At 54.2% G+C, this 17708-nt stretch carries 14 protein-coding genes and 2 pseudogenes; 3 read left to right on the top strand and 13 right to left on the bottom strand.

Annotated elements, in window-relative coordinates:
- Window positions 1–762: 762 nt before the first annotated feature.
- Entirely contained in the window at window positions 763–1059 is a 297-nt protein-coding gene (locus SIC14_RS11860) for an AzlD domain-containing protein (RefSeq protein ID WP_412562135.1), read from the bottom strand.
- The gene (locus SIC14_RS11855; protein WP_412565861.1) at window positions 1056–1736 is read right to left on the bottom strand and encodes an AzlC family ABC transporter permease; all 681 of its coding nucleotides are present in this window, start codon (window positions 1734–1736) and stop codon (window positions 1056–1058) included. Before SIC14_RS11855 ends, SIC14_RS11860 begins: the two co-directional genes overlap by 4 nt.
- A 102-nt stretch (window positions 1737–1838) precedes the next feature.
- Between SIC14_RS11855 and SIC14_RS11850 the strand changes: the two genes are divergently transcribed.
- Entirely contained in the window at window positions 1839–2291 is a 453-nt protein-coding gene (locus SIC14_RS11850) for an Lrp/AsnC family transcriptional regulator (protein WP_412562134.1), read from the top strand.
- A gap of 671 nt (window positions 2292–2962) precedes the next feature.
- Here SIC14_RS11850 and SIC14_RS11845 read toward each other — a convergent pair.
- From SIC14_RS11845 to SIC14_RS11835, 3 genes are all read right to left on the bottom strand, one after another.
- The gene (locus SIC14_RS11845) at window positions 2963–3709 is read right to left on the bottom strand and encodes a gamma-glutamyl-gamma-aminobutyrate hydrolase family protein (protein WP_412565860.1); all 747 of its coding nucleotides are present in this window, start codon (window positions 3707–3709) and stop codon (window positions 2963–2965) included.
- Window positions 3710–3777: 68 nt separating this feature from the next.
- Window positions 3778–4752: an ABC transporter permease subunit gene (locus SIC14_RS11840; RefSeq protein ID WP_412562133.1), complete on the bottom strand. Its 975-nt coding sequence runs from the start codon at window positions 4750–4752 to the stop codon at window positions 3778–3780.
- A gap of 9 nt (window positions 4753–4761) precedes the next feature.
- Complete coding sequence (locus SIC14_RS11835; protein WP_412562132.1) at window positions 4762–5598, bottom strand: transporter substrate-binding domain-containing protein; 837 nt, start codon at window positions 5596–5598, stop codon at window positions 4762–4764.
- A 114-nt stretch (window positions 5599–5712) separates the two neighbouring features.
- Here SIC14_RS11835 and SIC14_RS11830 point away from each other — a divergent pair, with 114 nt between their 5' ends.
- A complete protein-coding gene (locus SIC14_RS11830) occupies window positions 5713–6660 on the top strand; it encodes a LysR substrate-binding domain-containing protein (RefSeq protein WP_412562131.1) in 948 nt (315 codons plus the stop codon).
- 50 nt (window positions 6661–6710) lie between these two features.
- On the opposite strand, the pseudogene SIC14_RS11825 reads toward SIC14_RS11830, so the two are convergent.
- From SIC14_RS11825 to SIC14_RS11805, 5 genes and pseudogenes are all read right to left on the bottom strand, one after another.
- Window positions 6711–7622, bottom strand: a pseudogene (locus tag SIC14_RS11825) (carbohydrate kinase family protein); the annotation flags it as partial.
- 16 nt (window positions 7623–7638) lie between these two features.
- Entirely contained in the window at window positions 7639–8178 is a 540-nt protein-coding gene (locus SIC14_RS11820; protein ID WP_412562130.1) for a nucleoside/nucleotide kinase family protein, read from the bottom strand.
- Window positions 8179–8258: 80 nt separating this feature from the next.
- A complete protein-coding gene (locus SIC14_RS11815) occupies window positions 8259–9053 on the bottom strand; it encodes an ATP-binding cassette domain-containing protein (protein WP_412562129.1) in 795 nt (264 codons plus the stop codon).
- Window positions 9029–10090, bottom strand: coding sequence for an ABC transporter permease (locus tag SIC14_RS11810; protein ID WP_412562128.1), 1062 nt, complete (start codon window positions 10088–10090; stop codon window positions 9029–9031). Before SIC14_RS11810 ends, SIC14_RS11815 begins: the two co-directional genes overlap by 25 nt.
- A gap of 112 nt (window positions 10091–10202) precedes the next feature.
- Window positions 10203–11213, bottom strand: coding sequence for a sugar ABC transporter substrate-binding protein (locus SIC14_RS11805; RefSeq protein WP_412562127.1), 1011 nt, complete (start codon window positions 11211–11213; stop codon window positions 10203–10205).
- A 187-nt stretch (window positions 11214–11400) separates the two neighbouring features.
- On the opposite strand from SIC14_RS11805, the gene SIC14_RS11800 reads away from it, so the two are divergent.
- The gene (locus tag SIC14_RS11800; RefSeq protein ID WP_412565859.1) at window positions 11401–12600 is read left to right on the top strand and encodes an ROK family transcriptional regulator; all 1200 of its coding nucleotides are present in this window, start codon (window positions 11401–11403) and stop codon (window positions 12598–12600) included.
- 43 nt (window positions 12601–12643) lie between these two features.
- Here SIC14_RS11800 and SIC14_RS11795 read toward each other — a convergent pair.
- From SIC14_RS11795 to SIC14_RS11785, 3 genes and pseudogenes are all read right to left on the bottom strand, one after another.
- Window positions 12644–13553 (bottom strand): annotated as a pseudogene (locus SIC14_RS11795) (integrase core domain-containing protein); the annotation flags it as partial.
- A 169-nt stretch (window positions 13554–13722) separates the two neighbouring features.
- On the bottom strand, window positions 13723–16440 hold the full coding sequence (locus tag SIC14_RS11790; RefSeq protein ID WP_412562126.1) for an ATP-binding protein: 2718 nt from the start codon (window positions 16438–16440) through the stop codon (window positions 13723–13725).
- A gap of 105 nt (window positions 16441–16545) precedes the next feature.
- Entirely contained in the window at window positions 16546–17340 is a 795-nt protein-coding gene (locus SIC14_RS11785) for a substrate-binding periplasmic protein (protein ID WP_412562125.1), read from the bottom strand.
- Window positions 17341–17708 lie beyond the last annotated feature (368 nt).

Here is a 17708-nt window from a genome sequence, read left to right as displayed (position 1 = left end):
GACTGCGAAGCGGACAAAGCCGCCCTTTCGCTGTGGTTGCACCAATGACCGCTTTTTTCGTAACATGATCGAATGATGCAAAGTGGGAAATTGGTATTTGTTGCCCTGACTATTTGCTTGACGATTGCGGGAAATTTATCAGCGCAGGGTCTCAGTAGTTCTTTCGACGCGTGCTTGCCGCCAACCTCAGATGGCGACGTTAACGCCGAAGACTGCCCTCTGACATATCGCCCACCACCACCAATTGGGAAAAGCATTGATGTGACGGAGTGCCGTTTTCTGCCCGAACGTTCAGAGGCACTTGGCACAGGTTTTTGGATATTGCGGTGTTCCGTTTCGAACCGCTCAGAGGAGCGTGTCGCTTCCTTCAACTATGGTGTTCGCTACTTGGCGATGGGCAGTTCGATAGTTCTGAAGGAGGTTGGCTTCGCAGGCGAACAACGCTTTGGAACGGCACTTTTAGTCCCAATTGTACTACCACAAGAAACCCAGTCGCTCAGACTAGCCGCCCCCGACTTGCCAACTGATGTCCTCACATCCGATTTGGACGTTTCAGTGGAAGTCATAAGCGTACGTACGCCGGATGGTCGTATTCTAAGGTAATCACAGGAAGCAGCCATTCATGCGGCCTGCAGCATTGATCAAAATGGGCTCATTCCGAACGTTCGCTTCAATCGCTTAATTCACTGAAACCAGGAACGTCAGCTGTGTGAACAGTGCTACGGTCCGAGATGTTAATACTGGCATTGGTTTTCCAGAAATTCAAACGCCGAGCCAGATAAGCAATCCAAAAGCCGTGACACCTACGAACATCGTTAGGATGACGTGATTTGTGAAATACGCAACGGCCAGAGCAACGCCGGCGGCAACCCAGGTTTCCGCGGGTTGGCCAGCCAATGAGGATGCCACCAGCGAGACGACAATAAGGCCGGGCAACTCATCCAACATCCAGCTGAAACGCGACGACTTGATCGCATCTCCGGCAAAGAGTCCGACCACCCGGATTGTGAATGCAGCAATCGCAAGGGCGAGGATCAGCATCCAATAAGAAACAGTCATTGTGGGGTACTTCCTCGTTTCCTGATCTGATGGGATATGGCGAGGCCACACATGGCCCCGGTAACGATCGCGTAGGCTTTCGGTGTTCCCAGAGAAACGACTGCGATTGTTGTTACAAAGCTAGAGGACCAAGGGAGCATATTTGCATATCCGCACCATAGTCCTCTGGCCATTGCGATAAAAGCGGCTGTGAACGCAAAGCCCAATCCAAACTGCTCAAGATTTGGCAGGGTTGATCCTGCGACAGCTCCAAGCGTTGTTGAGACGGTCCAGACCGAAATCATCACCAGCCCAGAACCGATCAGAAAACGGGCGCCGATCGTAGGGTCTTTTGCACGCTCCACCATCGTTAGCACCCAGTTTTCATCACCGGTAATGTGGATCGTTAACAGTTTCATTCGTAGCGAAAGGCCACTTAGAACCTCTGATAATGACGCAACAATGCCGATGTAACGCAGGTTTAGTGCCGCGCCTCCCAAGGCCGCACCCAGCACAGAAGCGGATCCAGAGAACTGCTCAACCGCCACAATCTGGGAAGATCCAGCGTGGACCAGGCCGCTCAACAAAGTGACACCCCACCAGGGGAAGCCAACCTGGGCAGCCAACAAACCAAATGCGAAACCGTAGACAGCTGCGCCAGCAGCCAAGGGAAGAATTGCAAGAGCACCGTGTTTCATGGCGCTCAAGTTAGATTTGCATCGTGACGTATTAAATGGCGATTTTTGATATATTGTGATCTCATGAAATCAAATTTGCATCAAAAGTGAGACAAATAGATCATGGATCATCTGGACAATAAGCTGCTGGCATTGCTTCAGCAAAACGCCCGAACAACCATCCAGGACATGGCAGAGCACACCGGGGCCTCCACGGCATCGGTGCAGAGACGGCTAAAGGGTCTGCGCGACGAGGGCGTCATCCAGAAAGAGGTGGCCGTTCTTGACCGAACGAAGCTGGGTTTTGGTATCACCGCAATCGTGTCCGTCGAGCTTGAACGTGACCGCCTAGATCAGATCAGCGCGTTTAAAAGAAAGGCGCGCGAAGACAGGCAGGTGACCAACTTCTATTGCATCGCCGGTGATGCAGATTTCTTGATGGTTGTCGTCGCCAAAGACATGGAGGATTACGAACGTTTCACCCATCGGTTTTTCTTGGCTGACAAGAATGTTCGCAAGTTCCGGACATCAATTGTTGTATCAACTGAAAAGGCAACTCTTGAGCTACCGATCTAATCTGCACCCAGTCTTTGTTGCAAGGATATCATTAGCTGCAACCTGTGGCGTTGCTTACATTGGTGCCAAGCGCAGCATTCGGCACTATGGGCTCAGTTCTAACTTCGCTTCAACCACTTAGTTCACCGAGACCAGGAATGTGGGCGGTGCGGACAAACAGCCCTTATGTCTGCGCAGCTACTGCTGCCGCAGCATAAGTCCGCAAATGCTGGGTCGGCTTTCCAGTGACGCATCAACGTTTCCGTTTTCGGTCCTTCATATGGGCGTCGAGCTTCTACTCCTCACCTGCCTTTTTTCTGCCGTAGACCATTTCTCCAACGCAGTCGTAGAAACCTTGGACCTACGGCTTGGGCTTAAACGCAGTTTCGCGCCGATTTGCTCTAACATCTAGGAAGCGGGACGAACCAATCAGGATAAACGGCCGTTTCTCGTTCAACGTTTAGCCAGGTCAATAGAAGCGGAATATCCCCAGTTTCAATGTCTTGTCAAAATGCGGAAACCACAACATTGAACGAACTTAGGCATTTGGGAGTTTTGCAGCGTCACGATGAAATAATGAGAAGATGCAAAGGACCACGAAACTCCAAATAGAATATTGCGAGCTTATTGACAGGAAATTCAGGCTAGAAATGTAGTGTTGGCGAACGAACTGTGCCGAAAGAGAACCGGCGTTACTTGACACATTTAGCGCTCGCTTTGCGGTCTTTCATCACTCCGGAAAAATGGGAAAACAAGGCGGCGGAAAGCGGTCTTTCAGATGCGCGGTACTCCGGGTGCCATTGAACCCCAATAATAAGACCGCCCGCGCTGTGTTCAAAGGCTTCGATAATCCCATCATCGGACCGGGCGACGGGCGTCAGCTCTTTGCCCAATGTATCAACCGCCTGCACATGTACGGAATTCACAAACACGCGGGGCTTTCCGATGGCGGCCCCCAATTGGGTATCAGAGTTCACGCTCACCGGGTGTGCGTCCTGGTAAACAAGATCTGGATCCGTGGCTTTCGGCAAATGTGGATGGTCCGGATGGTCAGCGCGTCCGGCAAACCCTGTGCGGATTGTGCCCCCAAGGGCGACGTTGATTTCTTGCATGCCGCGGCAGATGCCAAGCAGAGGCAGATTCCTCTTGCGGGCCGCATTGACCAGATAGAGGGCTGAGGCATCCCGTTGCAGATCAAAAGGGCCATGACTCTGACTGTTGCCCGTTGCACCATAGGCCCCGGGGGCAATGTTAGATTGATCCCCCGTCAAAATGACCCCATCCGCGAGGTCGAGAAAGGCCTCCAGCTGCGCCGCGCTGGAGAGGGTTGGAACGATGATCGGCAGAGCGCCGCAACCTTCAAGCACCGCCGTCAGGTATTTGTCGTCCAGGGTTTGACGTGTCAGGCCAAGGTCGGTGTCGAACCCTGAGTTGGCCATCACCGCCACTCTCAACGGAGGGTCACTATACGCAGTCATCTTGACAATATTTCTTTCTATTCTGGCGGTTAGCGGATCAAGGATTTGGAGAAATGCTGCTCTATCCGCTTTTGGACAAGTTCCAGGATGATCGACATCAGCCAGTAGACAATCGAGGCGGCGATCAGCATTTCAAGGATTTTGAAATCAGACCGACCAACGGTGCGGGCGAGGAACATCAGGTCCCACACCCCCACAACGCTTACGAGAGAGCTGTCCTTGAGCATTGCGATGAACTGATTGCCTGTCGGCGGGATGATCACCCGCATGGCCTGCGGCAGGATCACTTTGCGGAAGGTCACCATGCGGTGCAAGCCCAGCGCGTCGGCGGCCTCCCATTGCCCTGCAGGGAGCGACTGAATTCCAGATCGGAAAATCTCGGTCATATAGGCGCCATAGACCAGCGACAGGGCGGCAATGGCTGCGGGAACTGGATCCACAACTATGCCAATCTGCGGCAACCCCAGGTAAATCAGGAACAGCTGCACCAAGAGCGGCGTGCCGCGGAAATAGGAGGTGTAAAACGCACCGATGCCTTCAAGAATACCGATGCCCGAGAGTTTTGCCGTTGCCCCTGCGAGGGCAAAGACAAAAGCCAGGGTGATTGAGATCGCTGAAACATAGAGCGTTGTGACCGCCCCCTGCGACAAGAGGTAGGGCAGTTTCTTGCCAATAAAGCCAAAGCTCAAATCAAAGGAATAGAATAACCCAAGCGCAATTACCGCCAATATGGCCCAGGTCAGATAGGCTTGCAGGCGGCGTTGAAGGCCAAGAAGGGCGTAGACCACGCCCCCCCCGATTAGAAAGGCCACCAATGCCGCCGAAAACCGCCCCCAGTTTCCGGCCAGGGTCTCTGGGCCCATGGCGGGCAAGAGCAGACCGCCCAAGACGCCTTGGTTGGCCGACAGAAAGAAGGCCGTCGCAAAGACCGACAAGGCCAGACCGGCTGCCAGTTTCAGACGCTCCGGACCATGCTGGAAGCTGCTTTTGAACAACGTGACCATTGGCTTGCCTTAGTTGGTGCTGACGAGGTCAGTGCCGTGCCATTTAACCGACAGTTTCGCCAAAGTGCCGTCGCTCTTCATCTCTTCGACAATGTCGTGAAGCCGGGCATTCAGCTCAGCGTCCCCCTTGTCGGTGGCTAGGGCCAGGGGTTCAAAGAAGACGGGTGCTCCCAGCTGTTTGATCGGTAGGCCAACGGCAACGGCCTCGGCGATAACCGGCACCGATTGCAACACCGCATGGAGCCGTGCGCCATCGCCAAGGGCAAGGTCATCAAACTCGTTCACATCGCTATAGGCCCGGATCTCACCGGGGGTAACATCATAGGTAAAGGCAGGCATCCCCACCACGTCGAGCTTCAGATCATGCTCCAGATACCGGTTGTAGGTTGAGGCAGAGACCACACCCACGGTTTTTCCGTCCAGATCCCTCGGGGTTACCGCGAGCGATGTCTTGTGCACTGCAAAAGCTGCGGGGCTGAAGTAATAGATCGCCGGAAAGTCCAGAACTTCGGCGCGGGCCTTCGTAGGCGTCATCGAGCCAACAACCATGTCCCAGCGGCCCGCCCAGCGGCCTGCGGTCATGACCTCCCAGCCGGGGGTCACGAATTTGACGTCGACGCCCAGACGTGCGGCAACTTCCTTAGAGACCGCGATATCAAAACCGTCGAGCTCATTATTCTCATTCATGAAAGAATTGGGGCGATAGTCTGAATTGGTACCAACGGTCAGCACACCATTTCTCAGAATGCGATCAAGCGTTTCTCCGGCCTGAGCCGCCAATCCACAAAAGCTTACTGAAAGTGCCGTAGCGCAGCCTGTGAGCACCGCTCTTCTTGAAATTGTCATGTCTATCCTCCCGTTTCGACTAGAACAAAAAACGGGCTGATCTTTCGCCTTGCGGCTGGGTTTTCGCAAATCAGTAAAGTTGAAAGTCTTATAGAAAACCTCTATGGATGTGACATGAGCGCTCCACGAAGATTCATCCCGACATTGCAGGAAGCACGATCTCTCGATGCGGTATCACGGCTGAACTCAGTTTCTGCCGCCGCGCGCGAGCTCAACTTGTCGCAGCCCACGGTATCCTATCATATCAGCAAGTTAGAGGAGAGGTGGAACACAAAACTGTTTCGTGTAAAGGGGCGAAACCTGGAGCCAACAGAGTTCCTGCGTGCCATCATCCCAGAGGTCCGCACCGTGACACATCAGTTGGAACATATTGGTCATTTGGTGGGGAGCCAGTACCATCAAAAGGTTCTTTCAATAGGGATTGCCCCATCATTGGCCTCTATCGTTTTGCAGCCAAGACTCGCCGCGTTTCTGAAGCGCTCGCCAGACATCAACGTCAGAATCTGTGCTGCAAACCGTTTTGTGAATCTGGAGGAAGAGCGGATCGACGTCGCCCTGCGTTTGCTTCCGCGCCCACATTCGCAAGGGGCAGAAGCAAGTGGCAATGCCTTGCTCCCCGTGCCGCGAGAACACATGAGAGTGGTCTGCGCCCCAGATTACCTGGCCAGTTTGACAGCGGAGTTGCAGCCAACTGACAAACCCGACGTCGGACTTCTTTGCCAGGCACAATTGATCCATGAAGACGAAACCGTTCATTGGGCCAACTACTTTGCAGCTTTTCTTGCAGGCCACCCCTTTGAAACCCGGCCGCGCCTGACCTTCAATAATGCGGATATGATCCTACAGGCGGCGATCTCGGGACAAGGTTTTGCTCTTCTGCGCGACGTCTATGTGATGGGTGCGCTTAGAAAGGGATCTTTGGTTGAACCCTTTGACACGCGCCTACCTTGCGAGCGCGTCTTTCAGTTCGTTGCCCCTGAAGCCATCGGCTACACTCAACCTGCCTCTCGCTTCGTTTCCTGGTTTGGGGCTGAACTAAAAACCCTGCTAGGCCAAGCTTGAGGCCGATGTCTGCTCGCCTGCGACGGCGGTTCAAAAAAGACCTGCCTCCGTGCCCAGGGAGGGTTTGCACCTGCACGAGATGCGGTGACTGCTGCAACATGGGTTCCGTAGGACAGGGCTTGCTGGACGACTTCGGCGGCCATTTCCCGTAGCGCACGCTTTCGAAGGGCTCCCAATTTGGACAGCTTGGCCAGCAGACCTGCATTGAATGTGTCGCCAGCACCGACGGTATCGGCGATCTGGGCAGGATTGGCTGACACATGCACTTCGGAACTGTCCGGCACATATCCCGTTGCCCCATCGCCACCGCAAGTCACATTGACAATGTGCGGGACCACTGTCCAGCAAACAACCAACCTTTTCGCCTTGCAACAGAGGCGCGGGTTCGATCCGGTTCAGATCCTCATCCGAAACCTTCACGATATCTGACTTGCGCAGCATCGCCCCCAGTCGCTTTCGGTAGCGGCCTTCGTCTTCAATGAAGTCCGGGCGGAAATTCGGATCGATCATCACCGCGCTCCCATCGCCTTCGCGGACCAGCAGCGCCTGATACCCCCCCCCGGGTCGCTAGCCAGACTGATGCCGCCGAAGTAGAGTACAGAAATGTCGTCTGGTATCTCAGGCAAATCGTCTGGTGCCAGCATCCACCCGGCAGAGTTTTCATCATAGAACGAATGGGTCGCGTGACCGTCCGCAAGGCGCACAAAATCCAGCGTTGTCGGGCGATCTGAAGTGATGACTTGGGTTGTATCCACGTGGCTAGTTTAGAGGACTTCGCTGAGTTGACGACCAAACATATCGGTGGTTAGCCCGGTGAGCATGCCGACGCGGGCTCCAAGCCGCCCAAGACGGATTGCGGTGTTGAACACGGCTCTACCCGCATGCGGAACAAAGCCGTCACACCCTGTGCTGGTAGGCGGGCGTATCATGTCGATCAGTGCTTTGCCGCAGCAAAGGATTATGAGAGGACGCCTTTCGTTAAATCGTGATTGTCGCGGGAAGAGCGCGGTTTGCAATAGCCTTGGCATTCGCCATATCATTGCCCACGGCGCGTTTCTCCGCATGTTCACGGGGTAAGCCAAAGTCGACCCAACGCTGCACCAGTCTTTGCCGCAAGATTTCGCGCGGCACGTGCAACCGGATCGACACATCCCAAAGGGGGTGCAACTCTTTCCAAACCGGCGCATCGAACAGCAGATAGTTGCCTTCGATCAAAACGCAGTCGGATTTGCCATCGACCAAACCGGCCCCTGCACGTGAGAAATCTTCGCGCCTATCAAAGGTGGGGTAGAAAACCCGATCAGCATTGCACAGTGCCTGAACCAAACGCAGAATCCCTTCTGCATCAAATGTCTCGGGCGCGCCTTTTCGGTGCAGTAAGCCCAATTTAGCCAGAATCTGATTGTCCAGATGAAAACCATCCATTGGCACCACGGACGTCTTGCATCCGGCTTGAGTCAGGTGATCAGCCAGCACATGGGATAAGGTTGTCTTGCCGGATGCGGGCGGTCCCGCCATAGCGACCAGTTTGCGTTTCCTTGCGCGAGGCACTGCCAGAATTTCGTCCGCCAGCGCCTCGGCAATCTTGTCGGGGGACCTCATGCCACGTCTTGCGCAGGAGGCTCTTTTGCCCCGGTCATGAAGGCCACCGCATCGGACATGGTGTAGTCCTTGGGATCGATGGTGCACAGCCGCTTGCCCAGCCGGTGGATGTGGATGCGGTCAGCAACCTCGAAGACATGGGGCATGTTGTGGCTGATCAGGATGATGGGAATGCCACGGGCGCGCACATCTTTAATCAGCTCCAGCACCTTGCGGCTTTCTTTGACGCCCAAGGCCGCCGTGGGTTCATCCATTATGATGAACTTGGTGGCAAAGGCGGCGGCGCGGGCCACGGCGACACCCTGCCGTTGACCACCAGAAAGGGTTTCGACTGGTTGCTTGATCGACTGCACCGTCATCAGCCCCAGCTCGGTCAGCTTCTCGCGGGCAAACTTCTCCATTGCGGGCTTGTCCAGCATCCGCAGGAACTTGCCCAAAAAGCCTGATTTGCGCAGCTCGCGCCCCGTGAACATATTGTCCGCGATGGACAGCGCAGGCGACAGAGCAAGGTTCTGGTAGACGATCTCGATCCCCATTTCCCGCGCTTCGATGGGGGATGAGAACTTGACCGGTTTGCCTTCGATGAGGATCTCACCTGCATCGGGGATCGTGGCGCCACAGATCGCCTTGACGATCGAGGACTTTCCCGCCCCATTGTCTCCAATAACGGCAAGGATTTCCCCCGGACGCAGTTCGAAATCGGAATGGTCAATGGCGGTGACATGACCAAAGCGTTTCACGATTCCTCTGGCAGATACAACAGGTGTCATGCGGAAACCCTCCGGATCCATTGATCAATAGCGACGGCGATGATGATGAGCCAGCCGATGGCAAAGACCTGCCAAAGAACATCAACCCCGGCCATGCGCAGCCCAGATTGGAACACGCCGACGATCAGCGCGCCAAACAGCGCGCCCATGATCGATCCGCGTCCCCCGAACAGGGAGATTCCCCCGATCACCACGGCAGTGATGGATTGCAGGTTGCCTTCGTAGAACGACTGCGGCGAAATTGATCCTACCCGGCCAATTGATGCCCAGCCCGCGATCGCGCAGACCAGTCCGGCCAGCATATAGACCGACACAAGCGTGCGTTCGGTGCGTATGCCGGACATTTCGGCAGCTTCGGCATCGTCACCGATAGCATAGACGTGGCGGCCCCATGCGGTTTTGTTCAGCATATACCACAGAACCACAAAGATCACGATCATCAGGACCACACCAAAAGTGATGCGTGCGCCGCCGATCTGAATGGCGTTGCCAAAGAACTTCAGGAATTCGGCGTTTATATCGATATCTTGACTGCGGATGGACTGCGCGCCAGACAGCCAAAGATTGAGCGCGAAAAAGATAGACCATGTCCCCAGCGTCGTAATGAAAGGTGGCAGTTTTATCTTTGTGATCAGGAGCCCGTTCATGGCCCCAGCCGCCATCCCCCCAGCAAAACCAATAACGATCGCAAGCGGCGACGGTACACCTAAATTGACAGCAAGGTTTCCCATGATCACCGACATTAGGATCATAATCGCTGCGACAGACAGATCGATCCCCGCGGTGATAATGATCAGCGATTGCGCCGCCGCGAGTATCCCGATGATCGACACCTGCTGCATGATCAGCGAAAGATTAAACGCAGAAAAGAAACGCCCGCCTGCAATGATCCAGAAAGCCAAAAGACTGATCACCAATACGATGACCGGAACAAAGGTGGGGTTGTTGTGAAGTATATGCTGGACACGGTCCAGCAAGCTTTGGTTGCGGGTTTCGAACTTAGCGACTTTGTTATCGCCTTGGGCGATGACCTGTTCATAGCTGGCTTTGGTTGTCATGAAGATCTCCCTCAACGCCAGCCTATGCTGGCATGTTGAGTATGGTCAAAGATGATTGCGGAGAATGAGTGCCGGGACCACTACAGCCCCGGCTTAGGGAAACGTGGGGAGATCAGCCCCAACACTTGCCGATGCCTTCGGCCGAACTCAGGGAAGGGATGTCATCCACTGGTTCGTCGGTGATCAGTTCAACACCAGTGTTATAGAAATCCAATCCTTCGGTGTTCTGCGGTTTCGCACCGGTTTCTGCCCAGGACTTGATCGCTTCGATGCCAAGAGAGGCCATAAGCAGCGGGAACTGCATCGATGTCGCGCCGATCACGCCATCCGAAATGTTCTGGACTCCAGGGCAGCCGCCGTCGACCGAAACGATCAGAACATCATTTTCTCGGCCCACCGATTTCAGCGCTTCATAGGCCCCAGCAGCGGCAGGTTCGTTGATGGTGTAGACCACGTTGATTTCCGGATCGATCTGCATCAGGTTTTCCATTGCAGTCCGACCGCCTTCTTCGTTGCCGTTGGTCACGTCATTGCCAACGATGCGGGGGTCATCCTCGTCTCCAATGTCGGTCGGGTCCTTGATGTCGATGCCAAAACCCTGCAGAAAACCATTGTTGCGCAGATAGTCGACCGAGATCTCTGATGGGTTCAGGTCCAACAGTGCAATCTTGGCACTTGCCGCGTCCTCGCCTAGCTTGGCCGCAGCCCATTCGCCAATCAGAACACCGGCCTTGAAGTTGTCGGTGGCAAAGGTTGCATCCGCAACGCTGGCGGGTTCAAACGGCGTGTCCAACGCGATTACCAGGGCGCCAGCTTCGCGGGCCTGGGTAATCACCGGCCTCAAAGTACGACTGTCAGTGGGGGTGATCAGGATACCTTTGGCGCCGGAGGCGATACAGGTTTCCACTGCGGTAATTTGGCTTTCAACGTCGCCATCGATTTTGCCTGCAAAAGTCGACAAGCTGATACCGTTGGCTTCTGCAGCTGCGGTCGCGCCTTCCTTCATCTTCACGAAAAATGGATTGGTGTCCGTCTTGGTGATCAGACAGGCGTTCACATCCGCCTGTGCGGCGCCTGCCAAAGCACTCAAAGCAATTATCGAAGATGTCATAAGCGTTTTCATGGTTTCCTCCAATCCATGTGGTTTCAGTTTTTGTGGCCACCTCCTTGTTGGCCACTGCCTGCGAGATTGCAGGTTGGAAGCCAGAAAACACGAAACCAGCCCCCTCGTCAATTAGTTTGTAAACTTTACTAACTAAAATATGACTGCTACCTTCACTTTGCAAACAGAGGGAACTATTGTGCAGGGCATGGACGGTGATATCATTCCAACTCGACGCGCAGGCGTGAACCAAAGTGGTTTGCGTGACCATAACGAACGCCTGATCCTTTCCGTCCTGCAGCGCCACAGAACGGTGCCGGCGGCAGAACTGGCTCGTCGCACCGGCCTTTCAAAACCCACCGTTTCCACTATCTTGCGCAACCTCGAAGAAGACGGGTTGGTACGACGAGGCGAACCGGTACGCGGCAAGGTCGGCAAACCATCCATTCCCATGGAGCTGAATCCTGATGGTGCCTATTCCATCGGACTAAAAATCGGACGCCGTAGCGCGGATTTGTTGTTGCTTGATTTTGCAGGGACCGTGCGGGGGCAATTACACACCTCCTATGATTACCCGATGCCCGATGCCGTTTTTGGCTTCTTGGAACAGGGTATTTCGAACCTGCTTGGGAACCTTTCTCCGGCCCATCAAAAACGTGTCTGTGGCATCGGGATCGGCACCCCGTTCGAGCTTTGGAAATGGCACGACCTTTCCGGCCCGGCAGCTGAAAAGTTCCGCTCCTGGAAAGATGTGGACTTCACGCAAGAAACTGCCCGTTTCAGCGATTTGCCGGTCTATGTGGTCAATGATGCCACCGCAGCCTGTCATGCAGAACACCTGTATGGCCGCGGAAAGGAGTATCGCGACTTTGCCTATTTCTACATCGGCTCGTTTATTGGCGGAGGCATCGCCCTGAACGGTACTGTCTTCAAGGGCAACCAAGGCAATGCGGGCGCACTGGGGTCTATGCGGACAACCGGCCCCTTGGGGGAAAGCCAGCAATTGATCGACACCGCCTCGCTGCATCTGCTTGAGGCGCGCCTGATCGAAGCAGGTCTTGACCCGGATCTGATGTGGCGGAAACCTCAGGATTGGAGCGGGCTTTCTCGTTATGTAGAGCCATGGGTCGGCGAAACAGCACAGGAGCTGGCTAAGGCTTCCCTGTCGATCTGTTCTGTCATCGATTTTGAGGCCATCTTGATCGATGGGGCTGTCCCGGCTGAAATCCGCAAAGAATTGGTTGAACGGATTCGTCGATATTTGGTGAATCAGGACAAACGTGGGCTAATCGCGCCTATGGTTGAAGCCGGAACCGTCGGAGAAAATGCTCGCGCAATAGGCGCTGCAAGCGGCCCGATCTTCGCGGAATTTCTGCTCAACACCAATGCTGGGCTGTCATCCGTCTAATAAGAATTGGCTTTTTCGCCAAAGCAGACCTGATCAGCCCCACCTAATTGGCCCAGTTTGAATGTTTGAGCATTATCGGCCTGGGTTCCATCGGGACGATGGCTTCCGGTTCCGGCAGGCGGTAACCCAAGGCACTGTGTGGGCGCTTTGTGTTGTAGTGTTTGCTCCATTGTTCAATCAGTATTTGCGCCTCCCGCAAGTTGTAGAAGACTTCACCGTTCAACAGCTCGTCGCGGAACTGCGCATTGAAGCCTTTAAAGTATCCATTCTCCCAGGTTGATCCAGGTTCGACGTAGGCGGTCTTGGCTCCAACCGCGCCTATCCAGTCCCGAACGGCCTGAGCTATGAAGCGAGCATTGTTGCGCCATTGGTCCGAGCGACAATGGCGAGCGGACCGTGTCTGACCTGATGTAGGCCGGAAACTCGCGCAGGATGAACAGATCCGTCAAAGCATCAATGACCTCCGTCGAGTTCAACTTTCTCTTCACGCGGATTTCCAAGCATCCCCGGCTGTGCTCATCCAGCATGTTGAGGGTCCGGAACGCCTTTCCCGTTATCGCTCCGATGATGCACGAAGTCATACGATCCCGCTGCCCGGCAGCACATGCGTGCATGTGCGAAAGGGGGACATGGTCGCGATACTCTGGTCTAAGTCGAACGCAAGAACCATCGGTCAGCCAGAGCCGTCCCTTCTTTGGCTGTTTCTGTGGAACGCTCAACCCCTCGCGGCGCCATAGACGCTCGACGCGTTTGTCGTTCATTCGCTGCCGACAGGCGATCGCAAAGCAATCAGCCGAGAGGGGCCAACCCGCATCTCTCAGCAAAACCGCAATCCGGCGATAGCCGTATCGGCCGTACCGGCTGGTCAACTCGATCATGTCTGCAACCAGCCGATCCTCATCAGTTCAACCGACTGGCAAACGTCTCTGTGTGGATCGGTGCTGCCCCAAGACGACGGTGTCAAATCACATCGAGACCAATTCACCTCAGCGCGTCGCTCCGTCCGGTTTGGTTACTAATTAGGCGCCAGATATCAACTAAATCCGGCCTTAACAGATACGCATCTATTCACATGTCTTCCTGCGTGATCTGGCCCTGGAAGGGGCCGTTCAGATTGGTCGACTATGATTCAAATTGGTCTTTTGCATATTCTTGGACAAAGCTTTGGACGGCGCCGAAGCCCTGTTCTATTGGCGTGATGTAGTCTTGCCCATCAAACTGTTCCTCCGCTTGAGCATGTCGTTCGATACTGTCGCACAGATCGCTAAAGCCAGTGGCTCCGACGGAGCTCATGGCTGATTTGAATTTGTGCGCCAAGAACCCAGCGGTCTTTCGGTCGTTGGTTTCTAAAGCCTGTTGCAGCTTTGGTATTTCAGGAGCAGTTTCTGCAATCAACTTTTGCAAGGTATCGACTATAAACGTCCTATCCTCATAGCCAAGAAGTTCGACCAAAACAGATGGATCAACGGCGGCAGGTTCGGCTGGTTGCGCCTCCAGACCGATCTCACCACTTGAGCCGTCTGAGGCTTCATCTTCCTTTGAGCGAATGATCGTCAATGCCGCGCCCAGTTGCTTGAGCGTGGTTGGCTTTGAGAGGTAGCGATCCATGCCAGCGGCCAAACACTTTTCGGCCTCGCCTCCCATGGCATTTGCTGTAATCGCAACAATTGTTGATCGTGCGCGGCCCTCGCTTGCCTCGATCGCCCGCATTTCCCGGGTCATCTCGAAGCCGTCCATCTCGGGCATGTTGCAGTCCGTCAGCACCAGCTTGAACTTCTCAGTCCGCCACTTTTCCAATCCTTCAAGCCCGTTCTTTGCAATTTCGGGCTGGAACCCTAGCGAGCTGAGTTGCCGATAGATGACATCGATGTTGATTGCATTGTCCTCAACCAGAAGGATTTTGCGATCCTCCTCATCATCAGAATGCACCTCCGCTGGTTCGGGCAATGCCTCTTCTTGACCTGTGGTCAGGCTAACGCGACCTGTCAGCAGCGCGATCCCTCTCACCAATTCGGAGGGCAGCAACGGATAACGTTGCACCATGAAACAGTTGGGCAATCTGCAATGGCTGGCTTCCTCAATGTCGGCAATGAACCTTAGGATTTTAATATCGGGGAACCGCTCTGACAGGCTTTCCCGCAGGCGCTCATTTTCCTCAGCGGTTTCGAGCGACAATAGAACAATAAATTCGTGATCAGCGTTTGAAATCAGGTCCCTGAGCTCAACCTCAGTCTCCGCAAACACCATTTCTGATTGCTGAAATTGCACATAGGATGCAAGCGTTGGCCTGTTGATCCCTTCATCAACAAAGGCAAATACCTGTAGTCCGGAAACATCGACCTCTTCCTCTACGCCACTTGTCTCTACAAAAGGCAAGGACACCTCGAACACGCTGCCTTTGCCAAGCACACTGTCGACCTTGATCGCGCCATTCATCAGTTCAATCAAATCGCTGGTGATCACCAACCCCAGACCCGTTCCACCGTAACGTCGGGTGATCGACTCTTCACCTTGGGTAAAGGGCTGGAACAGATTGGCGATCGCATGTTCCGTCATGCCAATGCCGTCGTCCCTTACGGTGACTTTTATCAGGTTGTCCTGTGTCAGATCCGTCAATAACCGCACGCGCCCAGGCCGCTGCCCCTCCTCCCGACTGGAGAATTTCAGCGCATTGCTCATCAAATTCATGAACACCTGTCGCAGGCGCACTGGATCGGCGAGGATGTAGTGCGGGATCAAGGGGTCCAAACGAAAAGAAATTCGAACGTTCAGCCCTTTCGCAATCGGCCGCAATGTATCGACAACCTCTTCAAGAAGAGTGTGAAAATTCACTGGCACGGCTTCAAGGTGGACCTTGCCCGCCTCAATCTTGGACAAGTCAAGAATGTCGTCAATGATCCGCAACAGCGATGTGGAGGACTTACGAATGGTGGTGACCATCCGCAGCTGTTCTGGCTGCAACTCCGTATGCGCAAGCACTTCGGCCATCCCGATGACACCGTTCATCGGTGTTCGGATTTCATGGGACATATTGGCAAGGAATTGAGACTTGGCGTGACTGGCGGCCTCTGCCTTTCGTGCGGTTTCCCCCAGCGCCTGGGTTCTCTCGGCAACGCGTCTCTCCAGCACTTCGAGGGCCTTGTTTTTCTCACGCTGATAGCGCGCTATGGACGTTGCGAGTATGTCCAGCTCATCCTGTTTGTCGTTGTATCCGATTTCGCCCTTGGTGATTGGCACCCCATCCGAGCCAAAACCCTCAACACTTCTGGAAATCTTTTCTATGCGTTTTGTCAGAACGACGTAGAAGACTGTCATCAGGGCAACCGCCAAAAACAGGCTGCGGATTACACCAAACAGCAGAATCAGCCCAATGCGATTGAAGAAGTTGGCATAGGCAAGATAGGGATCGACCCAGATCGTAAGGGTTCCGACGGGCTCCGCGCGACCGTCTAGATAGAGATCATGGGTATAAACAGAAGGACTGTCGTCTGTCAGGAAACCATCCGTCCAGTGTAATTCTGTTGAATCATAAGAGGCTTCCCGCCTGGCCAATGTATCTCCGAAGTCGGTTTTGATCTCCGCAATGACGATCGCATCATATTCGAACAGACCGGAAACCACTCTTTGCGCGAGTGGCGTCTCAAACCCAAACGCGGCCTGGGCAGCGGTGTCATGCACTGCGCTCATCAGCTGCGATACAGTTGCATCGACCTGTGCTTTTTCGTTCCTGAAATCCAACCAGATCTGCAAACCACTCATGAGCAGACCAAGGATAAAGGCAAGGATCACTGCCAACCGCGCCTGTTTGAAAGAAATACGATTGGTAATCCGAACGGTCATTCTTGCCCCGGCACTTCGTTGTCTTTTCTATTCATCCCCGCCCCATTTTGAGCCTGAACATGAGCACCTAAGGGCCTCATCTGATGCGGAAAGCTTCGGAGCATCTCAGTGTTGCAAGTCGGCTACGCCGTGGAACTCCAGTATTTTCGTCAACGTTCCGTCTGCGCGCATCTCTGCCAGGGCTTGATTGAAGCGGCTCCTCAGTTCGAGGTGATCAGGACGTGCCTTGGTGAACGCAACATGCAGGGGATTTTCCTGCAGCGCAGCTTCAGAATATTGCAGGCTGCCAACCGCATCGGGGAACTCAGCAGCAACCGCGTAACGCGCGGTGGTTTCTTCCGCGACGATGACGTTAATACGACCGTGAATAAGCTTGCGAAGGCTTTGCGTAAGCGTCTGAGATTCTTCTCTCGCAAAGAAATCGGCATTCTGAAAAGCCTCTGGGTATCCGTATCCCGCCGTGACCCCAACAGTTTCCCCTTTGAGATCGTCCAAAGACCTGAAGGCAAACTCATAGTCGGCTCGATGAATAACAACAACGCGGCTGGAGAGCACTGCGTCGCTGAACGTCATCTCTTTCTTTCGTTCGGGCGTGGTCCAAATGGCTGAAATAACGTCGTACCTGCCGTCTACCGTACCCGCATAGGCCCGTTTCCATGGCACCTCGGCCACGGCCACTTCGTATCCCGCGCGTGCGAGCGTTTGAATTGTCACGTCGGTGATAATCCCACCTTTGGGCAATGAAGCGCCCTTGAACGGCGGCCAATACCCATTGGTCAAAATGAGAGGGTCCTTCTCCTCCGCAGCTACAGAGAAAGGAAAGAAGTTGATCGCCAGAAGCGCGACAATTTTCAAAATTGTTTTACTGATCGCGAGGCCCTCCGATTTTGTGTCTCCCACACTCGTCTCCTCCTAGAAACAGGCCCCATTCTTAGACCGTGACAAGTTCCGACAAGTGTTTCAAATGCCACCATATTTCAGAAGGTTAACGACTATCCCAACGTCGTATTCTGGTTTCTAATCCAAACCATATAACAAAAATCGGCTTTGTTAAACAATTCCGGAATCCAGCTGGCTTCCGCATTGCTCCGGCATACAAAACGCTTAGTTGCGCCCCTTCAAATGGGGGGGGAACCCAGGCGCGAACTACGCGTGAGTTGCGTTATCCAAGACTCCTTGAGATGAAGCAAAGAAACTTGGACTTGGTTTCTCCCCTCCTCTTAAGAAGCGACGATGAAGTTTGGTTTCTGTCGCCAGATAACGATGAT

This window comes from Thalassobius sp. MITS945101, from assembly GCF_047123305.1.
In the GTDB taxonomy this organism is placed as follows: domain Bacteria; phylum Pseudomonadota; class Alphaproteobacteria; order Rhodobacterales; family Rhodobacteraceae; genus Thalassobius.
The sequence above is the reverse complement of the archived record's forward strand: the minus strand, read 5'-3'. Positions and strand labels throughout refer to the sequence as shown.